Genomic DNA, 15946 nt, shown 5'->3' with positions numbered 1-15946 from the left:
GCTCAGGCCTCCTTCGGGTCGACGGGGCCGGCGGCGGGACCGGCGGGACGGCGGGTACGGCGCAGCGGGGGCTTGGCACCCAGGCTCTTGGGGTCGAGGCCGGACCACTTGTGGCCGTCCGCGAAGAACCTGCGACGGGCGAGGAGCGTCATCAGCGGCTTGGTGAAGAGGAAGACGACGACCACGTCCAGCAGGGTGGTCAGACCCAGCGTGAAGGCGAAGCCCTGCACCTTGCCGACGGTGACGACGAACAGCACGGCGGCGGCCAGGAACGACACGAAGTCGGAGACCAGGATGGTGCGCCGGGCGCGCGGCCAGGCCCGCTCCACGGCGGGGCGCAGCGTACGGCCCTCGCGGATCTCGTCCCTTATGCGCTCGAAGTACACGATGAACGAGTCCGCGGTGATACCGATGGCGACGATGGCACCGCACACGGCCGGCAGGTTCAGCGCGAAGCCGATGGCCGGGCCGAGCAGCGACATGATCACGTAGGTGAGGATCGCGGAGACCACCAGCGAGGCCATGGCCACGATGGACAGGCCGCGGTAGTACACCACCAGGTAGATCACGACCAGGGCCAGACCGATGGCGCCCGCGAGCAGACCGGCGTGCAGCTGCTCGCCGCCGAGCGCGGCGGTGACGGTGGTGACGGACTGCTCCTGGAAGGAGAGCGGCAGGGCGCCGTACGACAGCATGTTGGCGAGGCCCTGCGCCTCGTCCTGCTGGAAGCTGCCGGAGATCTCCGCCTTGCCGCCGGTGATGGACTGCTGCACATACGGGCTGGAGACGACCTCGCCGTCCAGGACGATGCCGAACTCGTTCTGCGGCTGCGGCTTCTTGGCCAGCTCGCCGGTGATGTCGGCGAACTTCTTGGCCCCGCTGTTGGTGAAGGTCATCTGGACCTGCCAGCCGGCGGCGCCCTGGGTGTCGAAGACGGCCTGCGCCTTCTTCACCTCGGTGCCGTCCACGGCGGCCGGGCCGAGCAGGTACTTGTACCAGGCGTCGTCGATCTGGCCGCAGGCCACGGTGGACTGGCCGGGCTTGGCGTTCTTGCCGGCGTTCGCCCGGTCGGTGGGCTTGGTGCAGTCCAGGGCCGCGTACTGCGCCTGGAGCTTGGCGTCCGAGCCGGAGCCGCTGTCGGCCGGGGCCGACGGCGTGGCCGGGGCCTTGGTGCCGCCGGAGGCGGAGCCGCTCGGGGAGGGGGTGGGGTCGGCCTTCAGGGCGTCGGTGAGCGCGCGGCCCTGGGTCGTGGCCGAGGCCGAGGGGGACGCGGAACCGGTCGCCGTGCCCTCGTCGGAGCCGGATGCCTTGTCCTTGTCCGTGGCCGAGGCGGACGCCGACGGGCTGCCGCCCGGGTTCGGGGAGGAGCCGCCCTTGGAGGAGGCGCTCGGCGAGGGGCTCTTCGTGGCGGGGCCGCTGGGCTCGCTCGCCAGGACCGGCCGGAAGTACAGCTTGGCGGTGGTGCCTACCTGCTCCTGGGCCTCCTCGGAGTTGGTGCCCTTGGGGATGTTGACGATGATGTTGTCGGTCCCCTGGGTCTGCACCTCCGCCTCGGAGACACCCAGGCCGTTGACCCGGCGGTTCATGATGTCGACCGCGGTGTCCATGTTGGCCTTGTTGATCGCGGACCCCTGATCGGCCTTCGCCTTGAGCGTGATGCTCGTACCACCGGCGAGGTCGATGCCGAGACGCGGAGTGGTGTGCCCGGAGGCGAACATCCCTCCGGCGAGCGCCACGATGGCGATCAGGATGAGGGCCAGCGAGCGCCCTGGCTTGCTCGGGGCGCTCGCGCTTCGGCCCCTCTTAGGTGCTGCCACCTTCTCGTACTCCCTCTCGGGCCGCCCCGCGCCCGGTCGGCGCGGTCGGCCATGACATGGTGTCGGGCTCCCGTGCGGGAAACAGACGCGCCCGGGACACGCGGGGCGCCCATCATGCCGCCGCCGCGTATCCCGGGGAGTGACTACTTCGCGTCGGAGTCGCCGTCGGTCTTCTTCGGCTGGTCGTCCGCGCCGGTCTCGGCGGCGTCCTTCTTACCGAGGTCGATCTTGTCGTCCGAGGCGGCGGCAGCGTCGGCGGAACCGTCGGTCTCGTCGGTCTCGGTGAGGGAGGAGGCGTCGTCGGGGACGAGGCCGGTGTCGGACTTCAGGTCGTGCTCGATGCCGTGGACGATGCGGTTGTACTCGTCGTCGGAGAGGACGGCGCCGATGGCGTTCTTGGCGAAGAGGAGGTCGACGCCCGGCCCGGCGTCGAGGAGGACCGTGTCCTCGTTGACCTCCTTGACCGTCGCGTACATCCCCCCGATCGTGCGGACTCCGGATCCGGGCTGCATCTGGTTCCGCATGTCGGCGGCCTGCTGCTGCTTCTTCTTGGCCGAACGCGTCATCAGGAACATGGCCGCGATGAGCACGATGAACGGGAGAAGGGTATAGGCATTCACGGGACGGAATTTCCTTCGCGCGACCGCGCGGGTGAGCGGCCTGTTGGATGGGGGTGTGGTCGGCGCCGCCCGCAAGGGCGGCATCGGCGGAGTCTAAGCGAGTCCGCTCTCATGGAACAACGCTCAGCATGGCACCTGGGTTCCGGCCGGGCCATCGTCCTCGCCGCTCGGCCGCCCTCACGCCCCGAACAAGTCCTGTTGTCCGTTTCCCGTGGCCGGCGCGTGCGGCGGGGTCAGCCCGAGGTGCGCCCAGGCGGCGGGGGTGGCGACCCGGCCGCGCGGGGTACGGGCGAGCAGTCCCTCGCGGACCAGGAACGGCTCGGCGACCTCCTCCACGGTCTCGCGCTCCTCCCCCACCGCGACGGCGAGGGTGGACAGGCCCACCGGTCCGCCGCCGAACAGCTTCAGCAGGGCCTGAAGGACGGCGCGGTCCAGCCGGTCCAGGCCGCGCCCGTCGACCTCGTAGACGGCGAGCGCGGCGGCGGCGATCTCCTGGGTGATCACCCCGTCGGCCTTGACCTGCGCGTAGTCGCGGACGCGACGCAGCAGGCGGTTGGCGATACGGGGCGTGCCCCGGGAACGGCCGGCGATCTCGGCGGCGCCGTCCGCATCGATCCGCACGTTGAGCAGGCTCGCCGAGCGGTGCACCACGCGCTCCAGCTCGTGCGGGGAGTAGAACTCCATGTGCGCGGTGAAGCCGAAGCGGTCGCGCAGGGGCGGCGGCAGCAGGCCCGCCCGCGTGGTGGCGCCGACCAGGGTGAACGGCGGCAGCTCCAGCGGGATCGCGGTGGCGCCGGGGCCCTTGCCCACGATGACGTCGACGCGGAAGTCCTCCATCGCCATGTAGAGCATCTCTTCGGCGGGCCGGGACATGCGGTGGATCTCGTCGAGGAAGAGCACCTCGCCCTCCTGGAGCGAGGACAGGATCGAGGCGAGGTCGCCGGCGTGCTGGATGGCGGGGCCGGAGGTGATGCGGATGGGGGCGCCCATCTCCGCCGCGATGATCATCGACAGGGTGGTCTTGCCGAGGCCGGGCGCCCCGGAGAGCAGCACATGGTCGGCGGTGGCGCCGCGCGCGCGGGCGGCGCGCAGCACCAGGTCGAGCTGTTCGCGGACCTTCTCCTGGCCGATGAACTCGCCGAGGTCCTTGGGGCGCAGGGCGGCCTCGACGGCCTGGTCCTCCCGGTCGGCGGACGCACCGACGAGCCGCTCCTCGGCGGGGGTGGGGGTGGTGTCGTCCCGGTTCACGAAGTTCTCCTAGCGGGGTGGCACAGGTCAGCGGGCGCGGTTCAGGGTCTGCAGGGCGGCCTTCAGCAGCTGCCCCACCTGCGGGGTGCCGTCCGCGGCCTCGGCCTGGGGCGCCACGGCGGCCACCGCCTCGTCGGCCTCCCGGGTGGCGTAGCCGAGACCGATCAGGGCCGCGTGCAGCTGGTCGCGCCAGCCCTGGGTGACGGGCGCGCCGACGGCCGGGGCGCCGACGGGCTCGCCGAGCCGGTCCTTCAGCTCCAACAGCAGCTTCTGGGCGCCCTTCTTGCCGATGCCGGGGACGGCGGTGAGGGCCTTGTCGTCACCGGTGGCGACCGCGCGGCGCAGCGCGTCGGGGGTGTGCACGGCCAGCATGGCCTGGGCGAGGCGCGGGCCGACACCGTTCGCGGTCTGGAGCAGCTCGAAGACCTGGCGTTCGTCGTCGTCCGCGAAGCCGTACAGAGTGAGCGAGTCCTCCCGGACGACCAGGGAGGTGTGCAGCCGGGCGGGCCGGCCGACGCGCAGTGTCGACAGGGTGTTCGGCGTGCACTGGACGGCCATGCCGACGCCCCCGACCTCGACGACCGCGGAGTCCGGGGCGAGCGCGGCGATCGTGCCGCTGACGAAGGCGATCATGCCATGGGGCCTTTCGTTGCGTGGACGGCATGCCGGGCGACGGCCTGCTGGAGCCTGCTTTGGGCGGGGGCCCGCCAGATGTGGCAGATGGCGAGCGCGAGGGCGTCGGCGGCGTCGGCGGGCTTCGGGGGCGCGGCCAGTCGCAGCAGGCGGGTGACCATGGCACCCACCTGGGCCTTCTCGGCGCGTCCGGAGCCGGTGACGGCGGCCTTGACCTCGCTGGGGGTGTGCAGGGCGACCGGGATGCCGCGCCGGGCGGCGCACAGCATGGCCACGGCGCTGGCCTGGGCGGTGCCCATGACCGTCCGCACGTTGTGCTGGCTGAAGACGCGCTCCACGGCGACGAACTCGGGCCGGTGCTCGTCCAGCCACTCCTCGATGCCCTGCTCGACGGCGAGCAGCCGGTGGCTGAGGTCGGCGTCGGCCGGGGTCCGCACGACTCCGACGCCGAGCATGGTCAGCGGGCGGCCCGCGACGCCCTCGACCACACCGATCCCGCACCGGGTCAGGCCGGGGTCCACCCCCAGAACACGCACGCCCGCCTCCCTTCGTCGCCCGTTCGCATGTTCGTGCAGGCTATCGGGTGCCACCGACAACGCCGTACAACGCGACGGGCCGACGGGGGGTGTCCCGTCGGCCCGGTCGTCAGCCGTACGCGTTACGCGTCGACCTTCTCCATGATCTCGTCGCTCACGTCGAAGTTCGCGAAGACGTTCTGCACGTCGTCGCTGTCCTCCAGCGCGTCGATGAGCTTGAAGATCTTCTTGGCGCCCTCCTCGTCCAGCTCGACCTGCATGGTCGGGACGAAGTTGGCCTCGGCGGAGTCGTAGTCGATGCCGGCGTCCTGCAGGGCGGTGCGCACGGCGACCAGGTCGGTGGCCTCGCTGATGACCTCGAAGGTCTCACCGAGGTCGTTGACCTCTTCGGCACCGGCGTCCAGGACGGCACCGAGGACGTCGTCCTCGCTCAGCTCGCCCTTGGGGACGATGACGACGCCCTTGCGGTTGAACAGGTACGACACCGAACCCGGGTCGGCCATGGAGCCGCCGTTGCGGGTCATGGCGACACGGACCTCGGAGGCGGCGCGGTTGCGGTTGTCGGTGAGGCACTCGATGAGCACCGCGACACCGTTCGGGCCGTAACCCTCGTACATGATCGTCTCGTAGTCGGCGCCGCCGGCCTCCAGGCCCGCGCCGCGCTTGACCGCGGAGTCGATGTTCTTGTTCGGGACCGACGACTTCTTCGCCTTCTGGATGGCGTCGTACAGCGTCGGGTTGCCCTCGGGGTCCGCGCCGCCCATGCGCGCCGCGACCTCGATGTTCTTGATCAGCTTCGCGAAGAGCTTGCCGCGCTTGGCGTCGATCACGGCCTTCTTGTGCTTCGTCGTGGCCCATTTAGAGTGGCCGGACATCTGCCTGTCTCCTTCGCGTAACCCATCCTGTACGAACGCCCCTCGGTCGAAAGGCCGGGGGGACCCCCGGAGATCCTACAAGGACTCCGCCGCCCCGTTGGCGCGCACCATGTCGACGAACAGCGCGTGCACGCGGTGGTCGCCGGTCAGCTCCGGGTGGAAGGAGGTGGCGAGCGCGTTGCCCTGGCGGACGGCGACGATGTGGCCGTCGTGCTCGGCGAGCACCTCGGCCCCGGCGCCCACGGACTCCACCCAGGGGGCGCGGATGAAGACGCCCTCCACGGGCTCGCCCGTGATGCCCTTGACGTCGACCGACGCCTCGAACGACTCGTTCTGCCGGCCGAAGGCGTTGCGGCGCACGATCATGTCGATGCCGCCGATGGTCTCCTGGCCCGAGCGCGGGTCGAGGATCTTGTCGGCGAGCATGATCAGGCCGGCGCAGGTGCCGTAGACGGGCATGCCGTCGCGCACGCGCGCGCGGAGGGGCTCCATCACGCCGAAGAGGACGGCCAGCTTGGAGATGGTGGTGGACTCGCCGCCGGGCAGGACGAGGCCGTCCACCTCGGCGAGTTCCTCGGGGCGCCGCACCGGCCTGGCCACGGCGTCGGCCGCGGCCAGGGCGATGAGGTGCTCCCGTACGTCGCCCTGGAGGGCCAGGACGCCTATGACAGGAGTGTTCATGGGGTGCCGTTACCTGTGTGGGTTACCAGCCGCGGTTCGCGTACCGCTCGGTCTCGGGGAGGGTGTCGCAGTTGATGCCGACCATGGCCTCGCCGAGGTTGCGCGACGCGTCCGCGATGATCTTCGGGTCGTCGTAGAAGGTGGTGGCCTTCACGATGGCGGCGGCGCGCTTGGCCGGGTCGCCGGACTTGAAGATGCCGGAGCCGACGAACACGCCCTCGGCGCCGAGCTGGCGCATCAGGGCCGCGTCGGCCGGGGTGGCCACACCGCCGGCGGAGAACAGCACCACCGGGAGCTTGCCCAGCTCGGCGACCTCCTTGACCAGCTCGTACGGGGCGCGCAGCTCCTTGGCGGCGGCGTACAGCTCGTGGTTGTCCAGGCCGCGCAGGCGGGCGATGTCGCCCTTGATCTGGCGCAGGTGGCGGACGGCCTCGACCACGTTACCGGTGCCGGCCTCGCCCTTGGAGCGGATCATCGCGGCGCCCTCGGCGATGCGGCGCAGGGCCTCGCCCAGGTTGGTGGCACCGCACACGAACGGGGTGGTGAAGGACCACTTGTCGGAGTGGTTGACCTCGTCGGCCGGGGTGAGCACCTCGGACTCGTCGATGTAGTCCACGCCGAGGGACTGCAGCACCTGGGCCTCGACGAAGTGGCCGATGCGGGACTTGGCCATCACCGGGATGGAGACCGCGTCGATGATGCCCTCGATCATGTCCGGGTCGGACATACGGGCCACGCCGCCGTCCTTGCGGATGTCGGCCGGGACTCGCTCCAGGGCCATGACGGCGACGGCGCCCGCGTCCTCGGCGATCTTCGCCTGCTCCGGCGTGACGACGTCCATGATCACGCCGCCCTTGAGCTGCTCGGCCATGCCGCGCTTCACACGGGCGGTGCCGGTCTCGGGAGCCTGGTTGTCGGTGGTGGACACGGGTGACCTCACTGATGGGAAAGAGGGTTTCTGCACCCCCGAGGAAACGTGAACGGACCAGGCCACAGCAAGGGCCAATGGCAAGCCGGTGGCTCCTTTTGGTTCACCCGCGCTTCAGGAGACCCGCTCGACCAGGGCCGCCGGCGGCTCGTCGTCCATCTCGAAGGCCAGCGGGAAGGGGGCGTGGCCGGCCAGCCGGAACCAGCGGACCTTGCGGTGCTGGCGGAGTCTGCGGGCGGCCCCCACGGCGTCGTTGTGGAAGCGGCGGGCCATCGGCACCCGGCGGACGGCCTCGGCCAGTTCGCGGGCCGCCGCGTCGCCGCCGGGTGCCTCGCGCACCGCCTCCACCTGGGCCGCGTCCTCGAAGACCGCCCGCAGTGCCTGGCTCAGCTCGCTCTCGGCGACCTCCCGCTGCTCCTCCTCTGCCTGCCGGGCCGCGTGCGCGGCCTCGTAGAGCACGATCGAGGCGGCCGGGTCCAGCACGCCGGAGGTCGCCAGTTCCTGGGCCACCGAGGCGCGCCGCAGCAGCTGGGCGTCCAGCGCGGCCCGGGCGGCGTCCATCCGCACGTGCAGCCGGTCCAGCCGCCCGGCCGTCCAGCTGAGGTACACGCCGATGGCGACGAGCGCGACGAGGATCCAGATGAGGGTTGCGGTCACGCCCGAAGGCTATCGGCCGCCGGAAAGCCCCCTACAGGCCGCTCGCCCCGCCGCCGGGAACCGCCGACACCGCCACCCACGCCACCGGACCCGACCGGATCCGGACCGGTCCGGCAGACCACCGAGCGGCCCCGGACGAACGCCGGGACCGGTTCCCCACGGACCGAACCGGGCCGGGACCGGGCGTGGTCCCGCTCGGGCCCGAACGCGTCCGGGTCAGTCCCGGGCCAGGCCGAAGCGGGCCCACAGTCCCGTCGCGCGTTCGTCCGTGGCGACCGCCGCCGCGCCCGCCGTCACCGTCTCGTAGACGGACAGGATGTCCGCGCCGACCGTCGACCAGTCGAAGCGCCGCACATGGGCGCTGCCCCGCGCGCGCAGCTCGGCCAGGCGGGCCGGATCGCCGAGCAGGCGTACGGCGGCCTCGGACAGCGCGTCGGCGTCCTCGTTGGCGAACACCTCGCCGGCCTCGCCCTGGTCCAGGACCTGTACGAACGCGTCCAGGTCGGAGGCGAGCACGGGCGCGCCCGCCGACATCGCCTCGACCAGGATGATGCCGAAGCTCTCCCCGCCGGTGTTGGGCGCCACGTAGAGGTCGACGCTGCGCAGCAGACGGGCCTTGTCCTCGTCGCTGATCATGCCGAGGAACTCCACGCGCGGGCGCAGCTCCGCGGGCAGGTCGGCGACCGCCGCCTGCTCGTCGCCCCGGCCGGCCACCAGCAGCCGGGTGTCCGGGCGGGCCGCCAGGATCCCCGGCAGCGCCCGCATCAGGACGGGCAGTCCCTTGCGCGGCTCGTCGATCCGGCCGATGAACCCGATGGTCCCGCCCTGCCACTCGGGCCTCGGCTCGGCCTTGGCGAAGAAGTCCACGTCGACGCCGTTGGGGATGACCACCGCGTCCCCGCCGAGATGCTCCACCAGCGTGCGCCGGGCGTACTCGCTGACCGCGATCCGCGCGCTGATCTTCTCCAGCGCGGCCTGGAGGATCGCGTAGGCGGCGATCATCGCGCGCGAGCGCGGGTTGGAGGTGTGGAAGGTAGCCACGATCGGGCCGGACGCCGCCCAGCAGGTCAGCAGGCCCAGCGAGGGCGAGGTCGGCTCGTGGATGTGCACCACGTCGAAGGCGCCCTCGTGCAGCCAGCGCCGTACCCGCGCGGCCGACAGGAAGCCGAAGTTCAGCCGGGCCACCGAGCCGTTGTACGGCACCGGGACCGCGCGGCCGGCGGAGACGACGTACGGCGGCAGCGGGGTGTCGTCGTCGGCCGGGGCGAGGACGGAGACATGGTGGCCGAGGCGGAGGAAGTACTCGGCGAGGTCACGGATGTGGAACTGGACGCCACCGGGCACGTCCCAGGAGTACGGGCAGACGATCCCGATTCTCACGAGGGTCCCTTCGAGGGGTCGAGGTCGGCGAGCCACAGGCGCTGGAGCATGTGCCAGTCCTCCGGATGCTCGGCGATCCCGGTGGCGAAGGCGTCGGCCAGCGCCTGTGTCATGACAGACGTCTTCTCCGCGCGCGTACCCGACCCGGGTACCTCGACCGGCGGATGGACCCGGCCCTTCATGACGGGCGAGTCGTCGTACCACAGGGTGACCGGCAGCAGCAGCGCGCCCGTGTGCTGGGCGAGCAGGGCCGGACCGGCCGGCATGCGGGCCCGCTCCCCGAAGAAGTCGACCTCGACCCCGGAGGCGGACAGATCACGGTCGGCGACCAGGCAGACCAGGCCGCCGTCGCGCAGCCGCCGGGCCAGGGTGCCGAAGGCCGCGCCCCCGCTGTGCGGCAGCACCTCCATGCCCAGACCCTCGCGGTAGGCCACGAAACGGTCGTAGAGCGACTCCGGCTTCAGACGCTCGGCGACCGTAGTGAACGGCGTTTCCAGCTTGGTGGTGACCCACGCCCCGGCCAGGTCCCAGTTGGCCAGGTGCGGCAGGGCGAGCACCACGCCCCGGCCGGCGGCCAGTCCCTCGGTCAGATGGTGCAGGTCCTGCCCGGCGAAGCCGGACTTCACGCGCTCGGCGCTCCAGGCCGGCAGCCGGAAGGACTCCATCCAGTACCGCAGGTACGAGCGCATGCCCGCGCGGGACAGCTCCGCCAACCGCTCCGGGGACGCGTCGGGCACCACGCGCGCGTAGTTCGCCTCAAGGCGCCGTACACCCTTGCCGCGCCGCTTCCAGGCGGCGTCGGCGATGGTCCGGCCGAGGCGCGCGGCGACCGGCTCGGGGAGCTTCTTCACGGTGCTCCAGCCGAGGCCGTACAGCGCGTCGGCGAACCGGTCGGCGACGCTCACCGCGCGGCCCCGCCGGCCTGCGGTCCGGCCGCCGCCTCGGCCTCCGCGGACTCGCGGCGGACGGTGACCACCCGCTGCACCAGGGTGACCAGGCTGCCCGCCGCGACGATCCACAGCGCGATCGGCAGCAGCCACTGGATGCCCGGCACACCGAACTTGTGCAGTCCCGCGAAACCGGCCGCGACCAGCGAGATCACCAGCCGCTCGGCGCGTTCGACGAGCCCGTTGACGGCGACCGGCAGCCCGATCGACTCGCCGCGCGCCTTGGTGTACGACACCACCTGGCCGCTGGCCAGGCAGAAGATCGACACCGCGCACAGCACGTTGTCGTCGCCGCGGCCCGCGTACCACAGCGCGAAACCGCCGAAGATCGCGCCGTCGGCGACCCGGTCCAGGGTGGAGTCCAGGAAGGCGCCCCAGCGGCTGGAGCGGCCCAGCTGGCGGGCCATGTTGCCGTCGACCAGGTCGGAGAAGACGAACAAGGTGATCACGACCGTGCCCCAGAAGAACTCCCCCCTGGGGTAGAAGACCAGCGCCCCCGCGACCACCCCGGCCGTGCCGATGAGGGTCACCGTGTCAGGGCTCACCCCCCGCCGGATGAGAAACGCGGCGAACGGTGTGAGGACACGCGTGAAGAATGCACGCGCGTACTTGTTCAGCATGGCCTTCCCGACGGTCGGTGACGCCGCGGCCCCTGCTGGCCGCCGGCTGGCCCATCGTAGCCACGCGCGCGCGTGGCCGACGGGCGGGCACCCGCCGCCGGAGCCCGCGAGCGGTGCGCACGGCGCCCCACGAGGCGGGCGTGACGGAAACGGACACCGGTGCGCACTCTTCGTAGTCCTTCGTATGGACGCAACGTGACGGGAGTGGAAAGCTCGAATAACCGCGGGCGTCGCCGGAGCCGCCAGAGCACGCGGATCCCGCGTGTCCGCGCCCACAGTGACCTCACCGTGCACGGGAGGCAGGATCATGGGCGACAAGGCACAGACACACCACCCCGGAGCCGCCGGCAGGGCTCTCACGGCCGACCGGCCCGCCTCCGTACGGAACGTGGTGCTGGTCGGCCACACCGGCTCGGGAAAGACGACCCTGGTGGAGGCCCTCGCGCTGACCGCGGGGGCGGTGAACCGGGCGGGCCGCGTGGAGGACGGCGGCACCGTCTCCGACTACGACGACATCGAGCACCGCCAGCAGCGCTCGGTCCAGCTCTCCCTGGTACCGGTCGCATGGGACGGCATCAAGGTCAACCTGCTCGACACCCCCGGGTACGCCGACTTCGTCGGGGAACTGCGGGCCGGGCTGCGCGCCGCGGACGCGGCCCTCTTCGTCGTCTCGGCCTCGGACGGGGTCGACGGCTCCACCCGGATGGTGTGGGAGGAGTGCGCGGCCGTCGGCATGCCCCGCGCGATCGTGATCACCCACCTGGAGGCCGCCCGCGCGGACTTCGAGGAGATGACCCGGATCTGCGCGGAGGCCTTCGGCGGCGACGACCCCGACGCCGTCCTGCCGCTGTACCTGCCGCTGCGCGGACCCGAGGGCCCCGACGGGCACGCACCGGTCACCGGCCTGGTCGGCCTGCTGTCACGGAAGCTGTTCGACTACTCGACCGGGGAGCGCAAGGAGTCCGAGCCCGGCGAGGACCAGCTGCCCGGCATCGAGGACGCCCGCAACCGGCTGATCGAGGGGATCATCGCCGAGAGCGAGGACGAGACCCTCATGGACCGCTACCTGGGCGGCGAGCAGGTCGACGTCAAGACCCTCGTCCAGGACCTGGAGCGGGCCGTGGCGCGCGGCTCCTTCTTCCCCGTGCTGGCCGCCGCCCCCGCCGCCGAGGGCGCCCGGCAGGGCCTCGGCACGGTGGAGCTGCTGGAACTGGTCACCGGCGGCTTCCCCACCCCCTTCGAACACCCCATGCCCCAGGTCACCACCCTCGACGGCAGGCCGCGCGAGCTGAAACCCTGCGACACCGAGGGCCCGCTGGTCGCCGAGGTCGTCAAGACCTCCTCCGACCCCTATGTGGGCCGTCTCTCGCTGGTGCGCGTGTTCTCCGGCACCCTCCGCCCGGACCAGACGGTGCACGTCTCCGGGCACGGCCTCGCCGACCGCGGCCACGAGGACCACGACGTGGACGAGAAGGTCGGCACTTTGTCCATGCCCTTCGGCAAACAGCAGCGCCCCGTCACCCACGCCGTCGCCGGCGACCTGGTGTGCGTGGCCAAGCTGGGCCGCGCCGAGACCGGCGACACCCTCTCCGCCAAGGACGACCCGCTCCTGATGGAGCCCTGGCAGATGCCCGACCCGCTGCTGCCGCTCGCCATCCGGGCGCACAGCAAGGCCGACGAGGACAAGCTCTCCCAGGGCCTGGCCCGGCTGGTCGCCGAGGACCCGACGATGCGCCTGGAGCAGAACCAGGACACCCACCAGGTCGTCCTGTGGTGCCTGGGCGAGGCGCACGCCGACGTCGCCCTGGAACGGCTGCGCAGCCGCTACGGCGTCCAGGTCGACGTCGTCCCGCACAAGGTGTCCCTCCGGGAGACGTTCGCCACCCGGGCCACCGGACGCGGCCGGCACGTCAAGCAGTCCGGCGGGCACGGCCAGTACGCCATCTGCGAGATCGAGGTGGAACCGCTGCCGGGCGGCTCGGGCATCGAGTTCGTGGACAAGGTGGTCGGCGGCGCGGTGCCCCGGCAGTTCATCCCGTCCGTCGAGAAGGGCGTCCGCGCCCAGGCCGCCAAGGGCGTCGCCGCCGGCTACCCCCTCGTCGACGTCCGGGTCACGCTGCTGGACGGCAAGGCCCACTCGGTGGACTCCTCCGACGCCGCCTTCCAGACGGCGGGCGCGCTCGCGCTGCGCGAGGCCGCGGCGGAGGCCAGGATCCATCTGCTGGAGCCGGTCGCCGAGGTGACCGTGCTCGTCGGCGACGCGTACGTGGGCGCCGTGATGAGCGACCTCTCCGGCCGCCGCGGCCGGCTGCTCGGCACCGAACAGGTGGGCTCCGGACGGACCCTGATCCGCGCCGAGGTGCCCGAGTTCGAGATCGGCCGGTACGCCGTCGACCTGCGCTCGCTCTCGCACGGCACCGCCCGCTTCGACCGCGCCTACGCCCGGCACGAACCGATGCCCGCGCAGATCGCCGAACGCCTCCGCGCACAGGCCGGCGACGAGGGGTAGCACGGAAGCACCGGACCGGCGCACGGGCGGGCGGCTTCGGCCGTCCGCCCCCGGCTGTCGGTGCCGGCCGATACGCTGATCACCGGATGACGTCGTGCCGCCGCCGTCCCGGCAGCGGGCCGGCGACCGGTCCAACAGGTGTGCGGAGCAAGGAAGTCGGGAAGGCCGCAGGCACGGCACCGGCGGCGATAGGGGCGGGAATGTCGATAGGAACGGAGTGGGACGGGCCCCAGGTGCCCGTCTCGGTCGGCGAGGGACAGGCGGCGACCGCCGCGCTGGCCTCCGCGGCGTACCGGGACAGCCCGATCGAGGAGATCAAGAAGGCCGACAACGAGTGGCACCAGTCGACCGTCAAGGCCGGCCGGATCAAGATGTTCCGGCCCAATCTGGGTGAGGCGTTCTCCCGGGCCCTCGTGGACCGGATGCTGTCCCCCGGCCGCAAACCGCTGATCCAGTCCTTCGGCACCGAACCGCAGTTCGTGGTCGAACACGCCCTGGCCGCCAACAATATCCGCCGGGAGCGGGACAACCGCCTGACGGTCATCACCGTCGTCTGCGGCCTGGTCTTCCTGCCCGGCATGCTCGGCTGGCTGCTCGTCTTCCTGCTGCGCTCCTTCGTCGCCCGCCGCGACGACAAGCGGGCCGGGACGCTGGCCACCACGCTGCTGCTGGGCTTCGGCCTGCTCGCCGCGCTGTTCCTGGTCAAGATGCCGTTCTCCGGCTTCTGGGCCTGGTACGCCCGCGCGGCCGTCGTCGCCCCCGTGATCGGCTGGTACCTGGCCAAGCAGCTGTGCGAACGCACCGCCAAGGATCTGCGCGCGCGCTGGGACGGCCTGCTCTCCGGGACCAGCGTCGGCGCCAAGATCCCGGAGGCCGTGCCACGCGGCCCCGGCCAGACCGCCGCCGAGGAACTGCGCCAGTCCCTGGCCCGGCTGAGCGCCGAGCAGCAGTCCAACTCGGTCTTCTACGCCGGCCCCAAGGGCATACTCGGCATGGGCACCCGCTGGGGTGCCTGGCAGCTCGCCGAGGACCTGGTGCCCGCCGACCCCGGCCGGGAGATCCACCCCTTCCGCAGCTGGGACGTGATACGCGCGATCCACGACAAACTGACGCTCCTGGAACGTGGCCCGCTGCACACCGGCGGCTTCCCCAAGCCCTCCATACGGCACTGGATCGTCACGCCGATCGGCGAGAAGGCCACGGCGGTGTCCCGGCCCGACGGCGCGGATGTCGAGGCGTTCCAGGTCAAGCCGCACGCCATACAGGAGATCTGCAACAAACAGCAGTTCGGCAGCGGCGACCGGCACTACCTGGGCGTGCAGTGGACCCTGTGGGACGGACAGCTGGTCATCACGATGCTGATCACCGTCACCGTGCTGCACCAGACCCTGCGCATCGAGGTCACCGGGCACGCGCTGGGGCCGGTGAACTCGCTGTTCACCAGCAAGCCCGAGGCGCCGACCAAGGAGGTCGCCAAGTCCCTCAAGCCCTGGGAGAACCGCACGATCAAGCTGCCGCTGGTCACCACCGACGAGGTCGTACGGCTCGCCGTCCGCGCCCCGCTCACCTGGTACCCGCCGCTGCTGAACTGGCTCGGCGGCTCCCTCGGCCTGCCCGAGCCGTTCGGTCTGCGGCACGCCTGGGCCGACCAGCCGTGGCGCCATCGTTTCATGGCCGACGACGCGCTGCGCGCGGCCACGCCGGTGCTGCGAGTGGTGCACTCGGCGGCGATCAAGGTGCTGGAGGAGAACGGTGTGGACACCGAGAAGTTCGGCGCCCGCTCGTCGTTCCTGAGCGGCAACGTCCAGGACCCGATGCCGAGGAAGGCCGATCTCTACGACGCGTGACCGGGTGCCCTCACCGGAGGGCACCCCGCCGTGCGGCCGGCCCTAGGCCGGCCAGGCCTCCGCGAGCATCTTCCGGGTGTCGGCCAGCAACTGCGGCAGCACCCTTGTGTGGCCCACCACCGGCATGAAGTTCGTGTCCCCGCCCCAGCGCGGCACGATGTGCTGGTGCAGATGCGCGGCGATGCCGGCGCCCGCGACCGAGCCCTGGTTCATGCCGATGTTGAAGCCGTGCGCGCCGGACGCGGTACGCAGGGCCGTCATCGCCTGCTTGGTCAGCTCCGCCAGCTCGGCGGTCTCCGGCCCGGTCAGCTCGGTGTAGTCGGCCACATGCCGGTAGGGCACGGTCATCAGATGGCCGCCGTTGTACGGGTACAGGTTGAGCACGGCGTACACCTGCTCACCACGCCGCACGATCAGCCCGTCCTCGTCCGACTTGGCCGGGATCGCGCAGAAGGGGCAGCCGTCGTCCGCTCCCGGACCGGTCGGCTTGTTCTCGCCCTGGATGTAGGCCATCCGGTGGGGCGTCCACAGGCGCTGGAACGCGTCCTGCGTCCCCACTCCGATCTGCTGCTCCGGCTCACTCGTCATGCTAGGCAGCATATGGCGTCACCCCGGCCCACCGTGCGGCCGGGGCGGACTCGGGGCGCT

The 15946-nt window shown here is 71.8% G+C and carries 15 protein-coding genes; 2 read left to right on the top strand and 13 right to left on the bottom strand.

What is annotated here, in order from left to right; all coding sequences use genetic code 11:
* Positions 1-2 precede the first annotated feature (2 nt).
* The 12 genes from secD to pgsA all read right to left on the bottom strand — a co-directional run bounded on the left by secD (position 3) and on the right by pgsA (position 10942).
* Positions 3-1817, bottom strand: a complete 1815-nt coding sequence (secD, locus tag ABD350_RS24815; protein WP_344350529.1) for a protein translocase subunit SecD — start codon at positions 1815-1817, stop codon at positions 3-5.
* A 143-nt stretch (positions 1818-1960) separates the two neighbouring features.
* The gene (yajC, locus tag ABD350_RS24810; RefSeq protein WP_344350528.1) at positions 1961-2437 is read right to left on the bottom strand and encodes a preprotein translocase subunit YajC; all 477 of its coding nucleotides are present in this window, start codon (positions 2435-2437) and stop codon (positions 1961-1963) included.
* 177 nt (positions 2438-2614) lie between these two features.
* On the bottom strand, positions 2615-3685 hold the full coding sequence (ruvB, locus tag ABD350_RS24805; protein WP_344350526.1) for a Holliday junction branch migration DNA helicase RuvB: 1071 nt from the start codon (positions 3683-3685) through the stop codon (positions 2615-2617).
* Between the two features lie 27 nt (positions 3686-3712).
* The gene (ruvA, locus tag ABD350_RS24800; protein WP_344350525.1) at positions 3713-4318 is read right to left on the bottom strand and encodes a Holliday junction branch migration protein RuvA; all 606 of its coding nucleotides are present in this window, start codon (positions 4316-4318) and stop codon (positions 3713-3715) included.
* Positions 4315-4854 (bottom strand): crossover junction endodeoxyribonuclease RuvC, encoded by a 540-nt coding sequence (ruvC, locus tag ABD350_RS24795; protein WP_344350524.1) that lies wholly within the window; start codon positions 4852-4854, stop codon positions 4315-4317. The genes ruvA and ruvC overlap by 4 nt, the downstream gene beginning before the upstream one ends.
* A gap of 122 nt (positions 4855-4976) precedes the next feature.
* On the bottom strand, positions 4977-5729 hold the full coding sequence (locus ABD350_RS24790) for a YebC/PmpR family DNA-binding transcriptional regulator (protein ID WP_344350522.1): 753 nt from the start codon (positions 5727-5729) through the stop codon (positions 4977-4979).
* A gap of 75 nt (positions 5730-5804) precedes the next feature.
* On the bottom strand, positions 5805-6410 hold the full coding sequence (gene pdxT, locus ABD350_RS24785; RefSeq protein ID WP_344350521.1) for a pyridoxal 5'-phosphate synthase glutaminase subunit PdxT: 606 nt from the start codon (positions 6408-6410) through the stop codon (positions 5805-5807).
* Between the two features lie 22 nt (positions 6411-6432).
* Entirely contained in the window at positions 6433-7338 is a 906-nt protein-coding gene (pdxS, locus tag ABD350_RS24780) for a pyridoxal 5'-phosphate synthase lyase subunit PdxS (RefSeq protein ID WP_344350520.1), read from the bottom strand.
* Between the two features lie 114 nt (positions 7339-7452).
* A complete protein-coding gene (locus ABD350_RS24775) occupies positions 7453-7995 on the bottom strand; it encodes a LemA family protein (protein ID WP_344350519.1) in 543 nt (180 codons plus the stop codon).
* A gap of 216 nt (positions 7996-8211) precedes the next feature.
* On the bottom strand, positions 8212-9375 hold the full coding sequence (locus tag ABD350_RS24770; RefSeq protein WP_344350518.1) for a glycosyltransferase family 4 protein: 1164 nt from the start codon (positions 9373-9375) through the stop codon (positions 8212-8214).
* Positions 9372-10280 (bottom strand): phosphatidylinositol mannoside acyltransferase, encoded by a 909-nt coding sequence (locus ABD350_RS24765; RefSeq protein WP_344350517.1) that lies wholly within the window; start codon positions 10278-10280, stop codon positions 9372-9374. The genes ABD350_RS24770 and ABD350_RS24765 overlap by 4 nt, the downstream gene beginning before the upstream one ends.
* Positions 10277-10942, bottom strand: a complete 666-nt coding sequence (gene pgsA, locus ABD350_RS24760) for a phosphatidylinositol phosphate synthase (protein ID WP_382466903.1) — start codon at positions 10940-10942, stop codon at positions 10277-10279. The genes ABD350_RS24765 and pgsA overlap by 4 nt, the downstream gene beginning before the upstream one ends.
* A 307-nt stretch (positions 10943-11249) precedes the next feature.
* Here pgsA and ABD350_RS24755 point away from each other — a divergent pair, with 307 nt between their 5' ends.
* Positions 11250-13451 (top strand): elongation factor G-like protein EF-G2, encoded by a 2202-nt coding sequence (locus ABD350_RS24755; protein ID WP_344350516.1) that lies wholly within the window; start codon positions 11250-11252, stop codon positions 13449-13451.
* A gap of 200 nt (positions 13452-13651) precedes the next feature.
* A complete protein-coding gene (locus ABD350_RS24750) occupies positions 13652-15298 on the top strand; it encodes a hypothetical protein (protein WP_344350515.1) in 1647 nt (548 codons plus the stop codon).
* 42 nt (positions 15299-15340) lie between these two features.
* On the opposite strand, the gene ABD350_RS24745 is transcribed toward ABD350_RS24750, so the two are convergent.
* Positions 15341-15898, bottom strand: a complete 558-nt coding sequence (locus tag ABD350_RS24745) for an HIT family protein (RefSeq protein WP_344350514.1) — start codon at positions 15896-15898, stop codon at positions 15341-15343.
* Positions 15899-15946: the final 48 nt, after the last annotated feature.

Source organism: Streptomyces nogalater, assembly GCF_039532885.1.
GTDB classification, from domain to species: domain Bacteria; phylum Actinomycetota; class Actinomycetes; order Streptomycetales; family Streptomycetaceae; genus Streptomyces; species Streptomyces nogalater.
This window is presented reverse-complemented; position numbering and strand designations above follow the sequence as displayed.

Excerpts from the sequence above, each read along its gene's own strand:
- ruvA (WP_344350525.1), bottom strand. The coding sequence starts at position 4,318 with ATGATCGCCTTCGTCAGCGGCACGATCGCCGCGCTCGCCCCGGACTCC.
- ABD350_RS24790 (WP_344350522.1), bottom strand. The coding sequence starts at position 5,729 with ATGTCCGGCCACTCTAAATGGGCCACGACGAAGCACAAGAAGGCCGTG.
- pdxT (WP_344350521.1), bottom strand. The coding sequence starts at position 6,410 with ATGAACACTCCTGTCATAGGCGTCCTGGCCCTCCAGGGCGACGTACGG.
- pgsA (WP_382466903.1), bottom strand. The coding sequence starts at position 10,942 with ATGCTGAACAAGTACGCGCGTGCATTCTTCACGCGTGTCCTCACACCG.
- ABD350_RS24755 (WP_344350516.1), top strand. The coding sequence starts at position 11,250 with ATGGGCGACAAGGCACAGACACACCACCCCGGAGCCGCCGGCAGGGCT.
- ABD350_RS24750 (WP_344350515.1), top strand. The coding sequence starts at position 13,652 with ATGTCGATAGGAACGGAGTGGGACGGGCCCCAGGTGCCCGTCTCGGTC.
- ABD350_RS24745 (WP_344350514.1), bottom strand. The coding sequence starts at position 15,898 with ATGCTGCCTAGCATGACGAGTGAGCCGGAGCAGCAGATCGGAGTGGGG.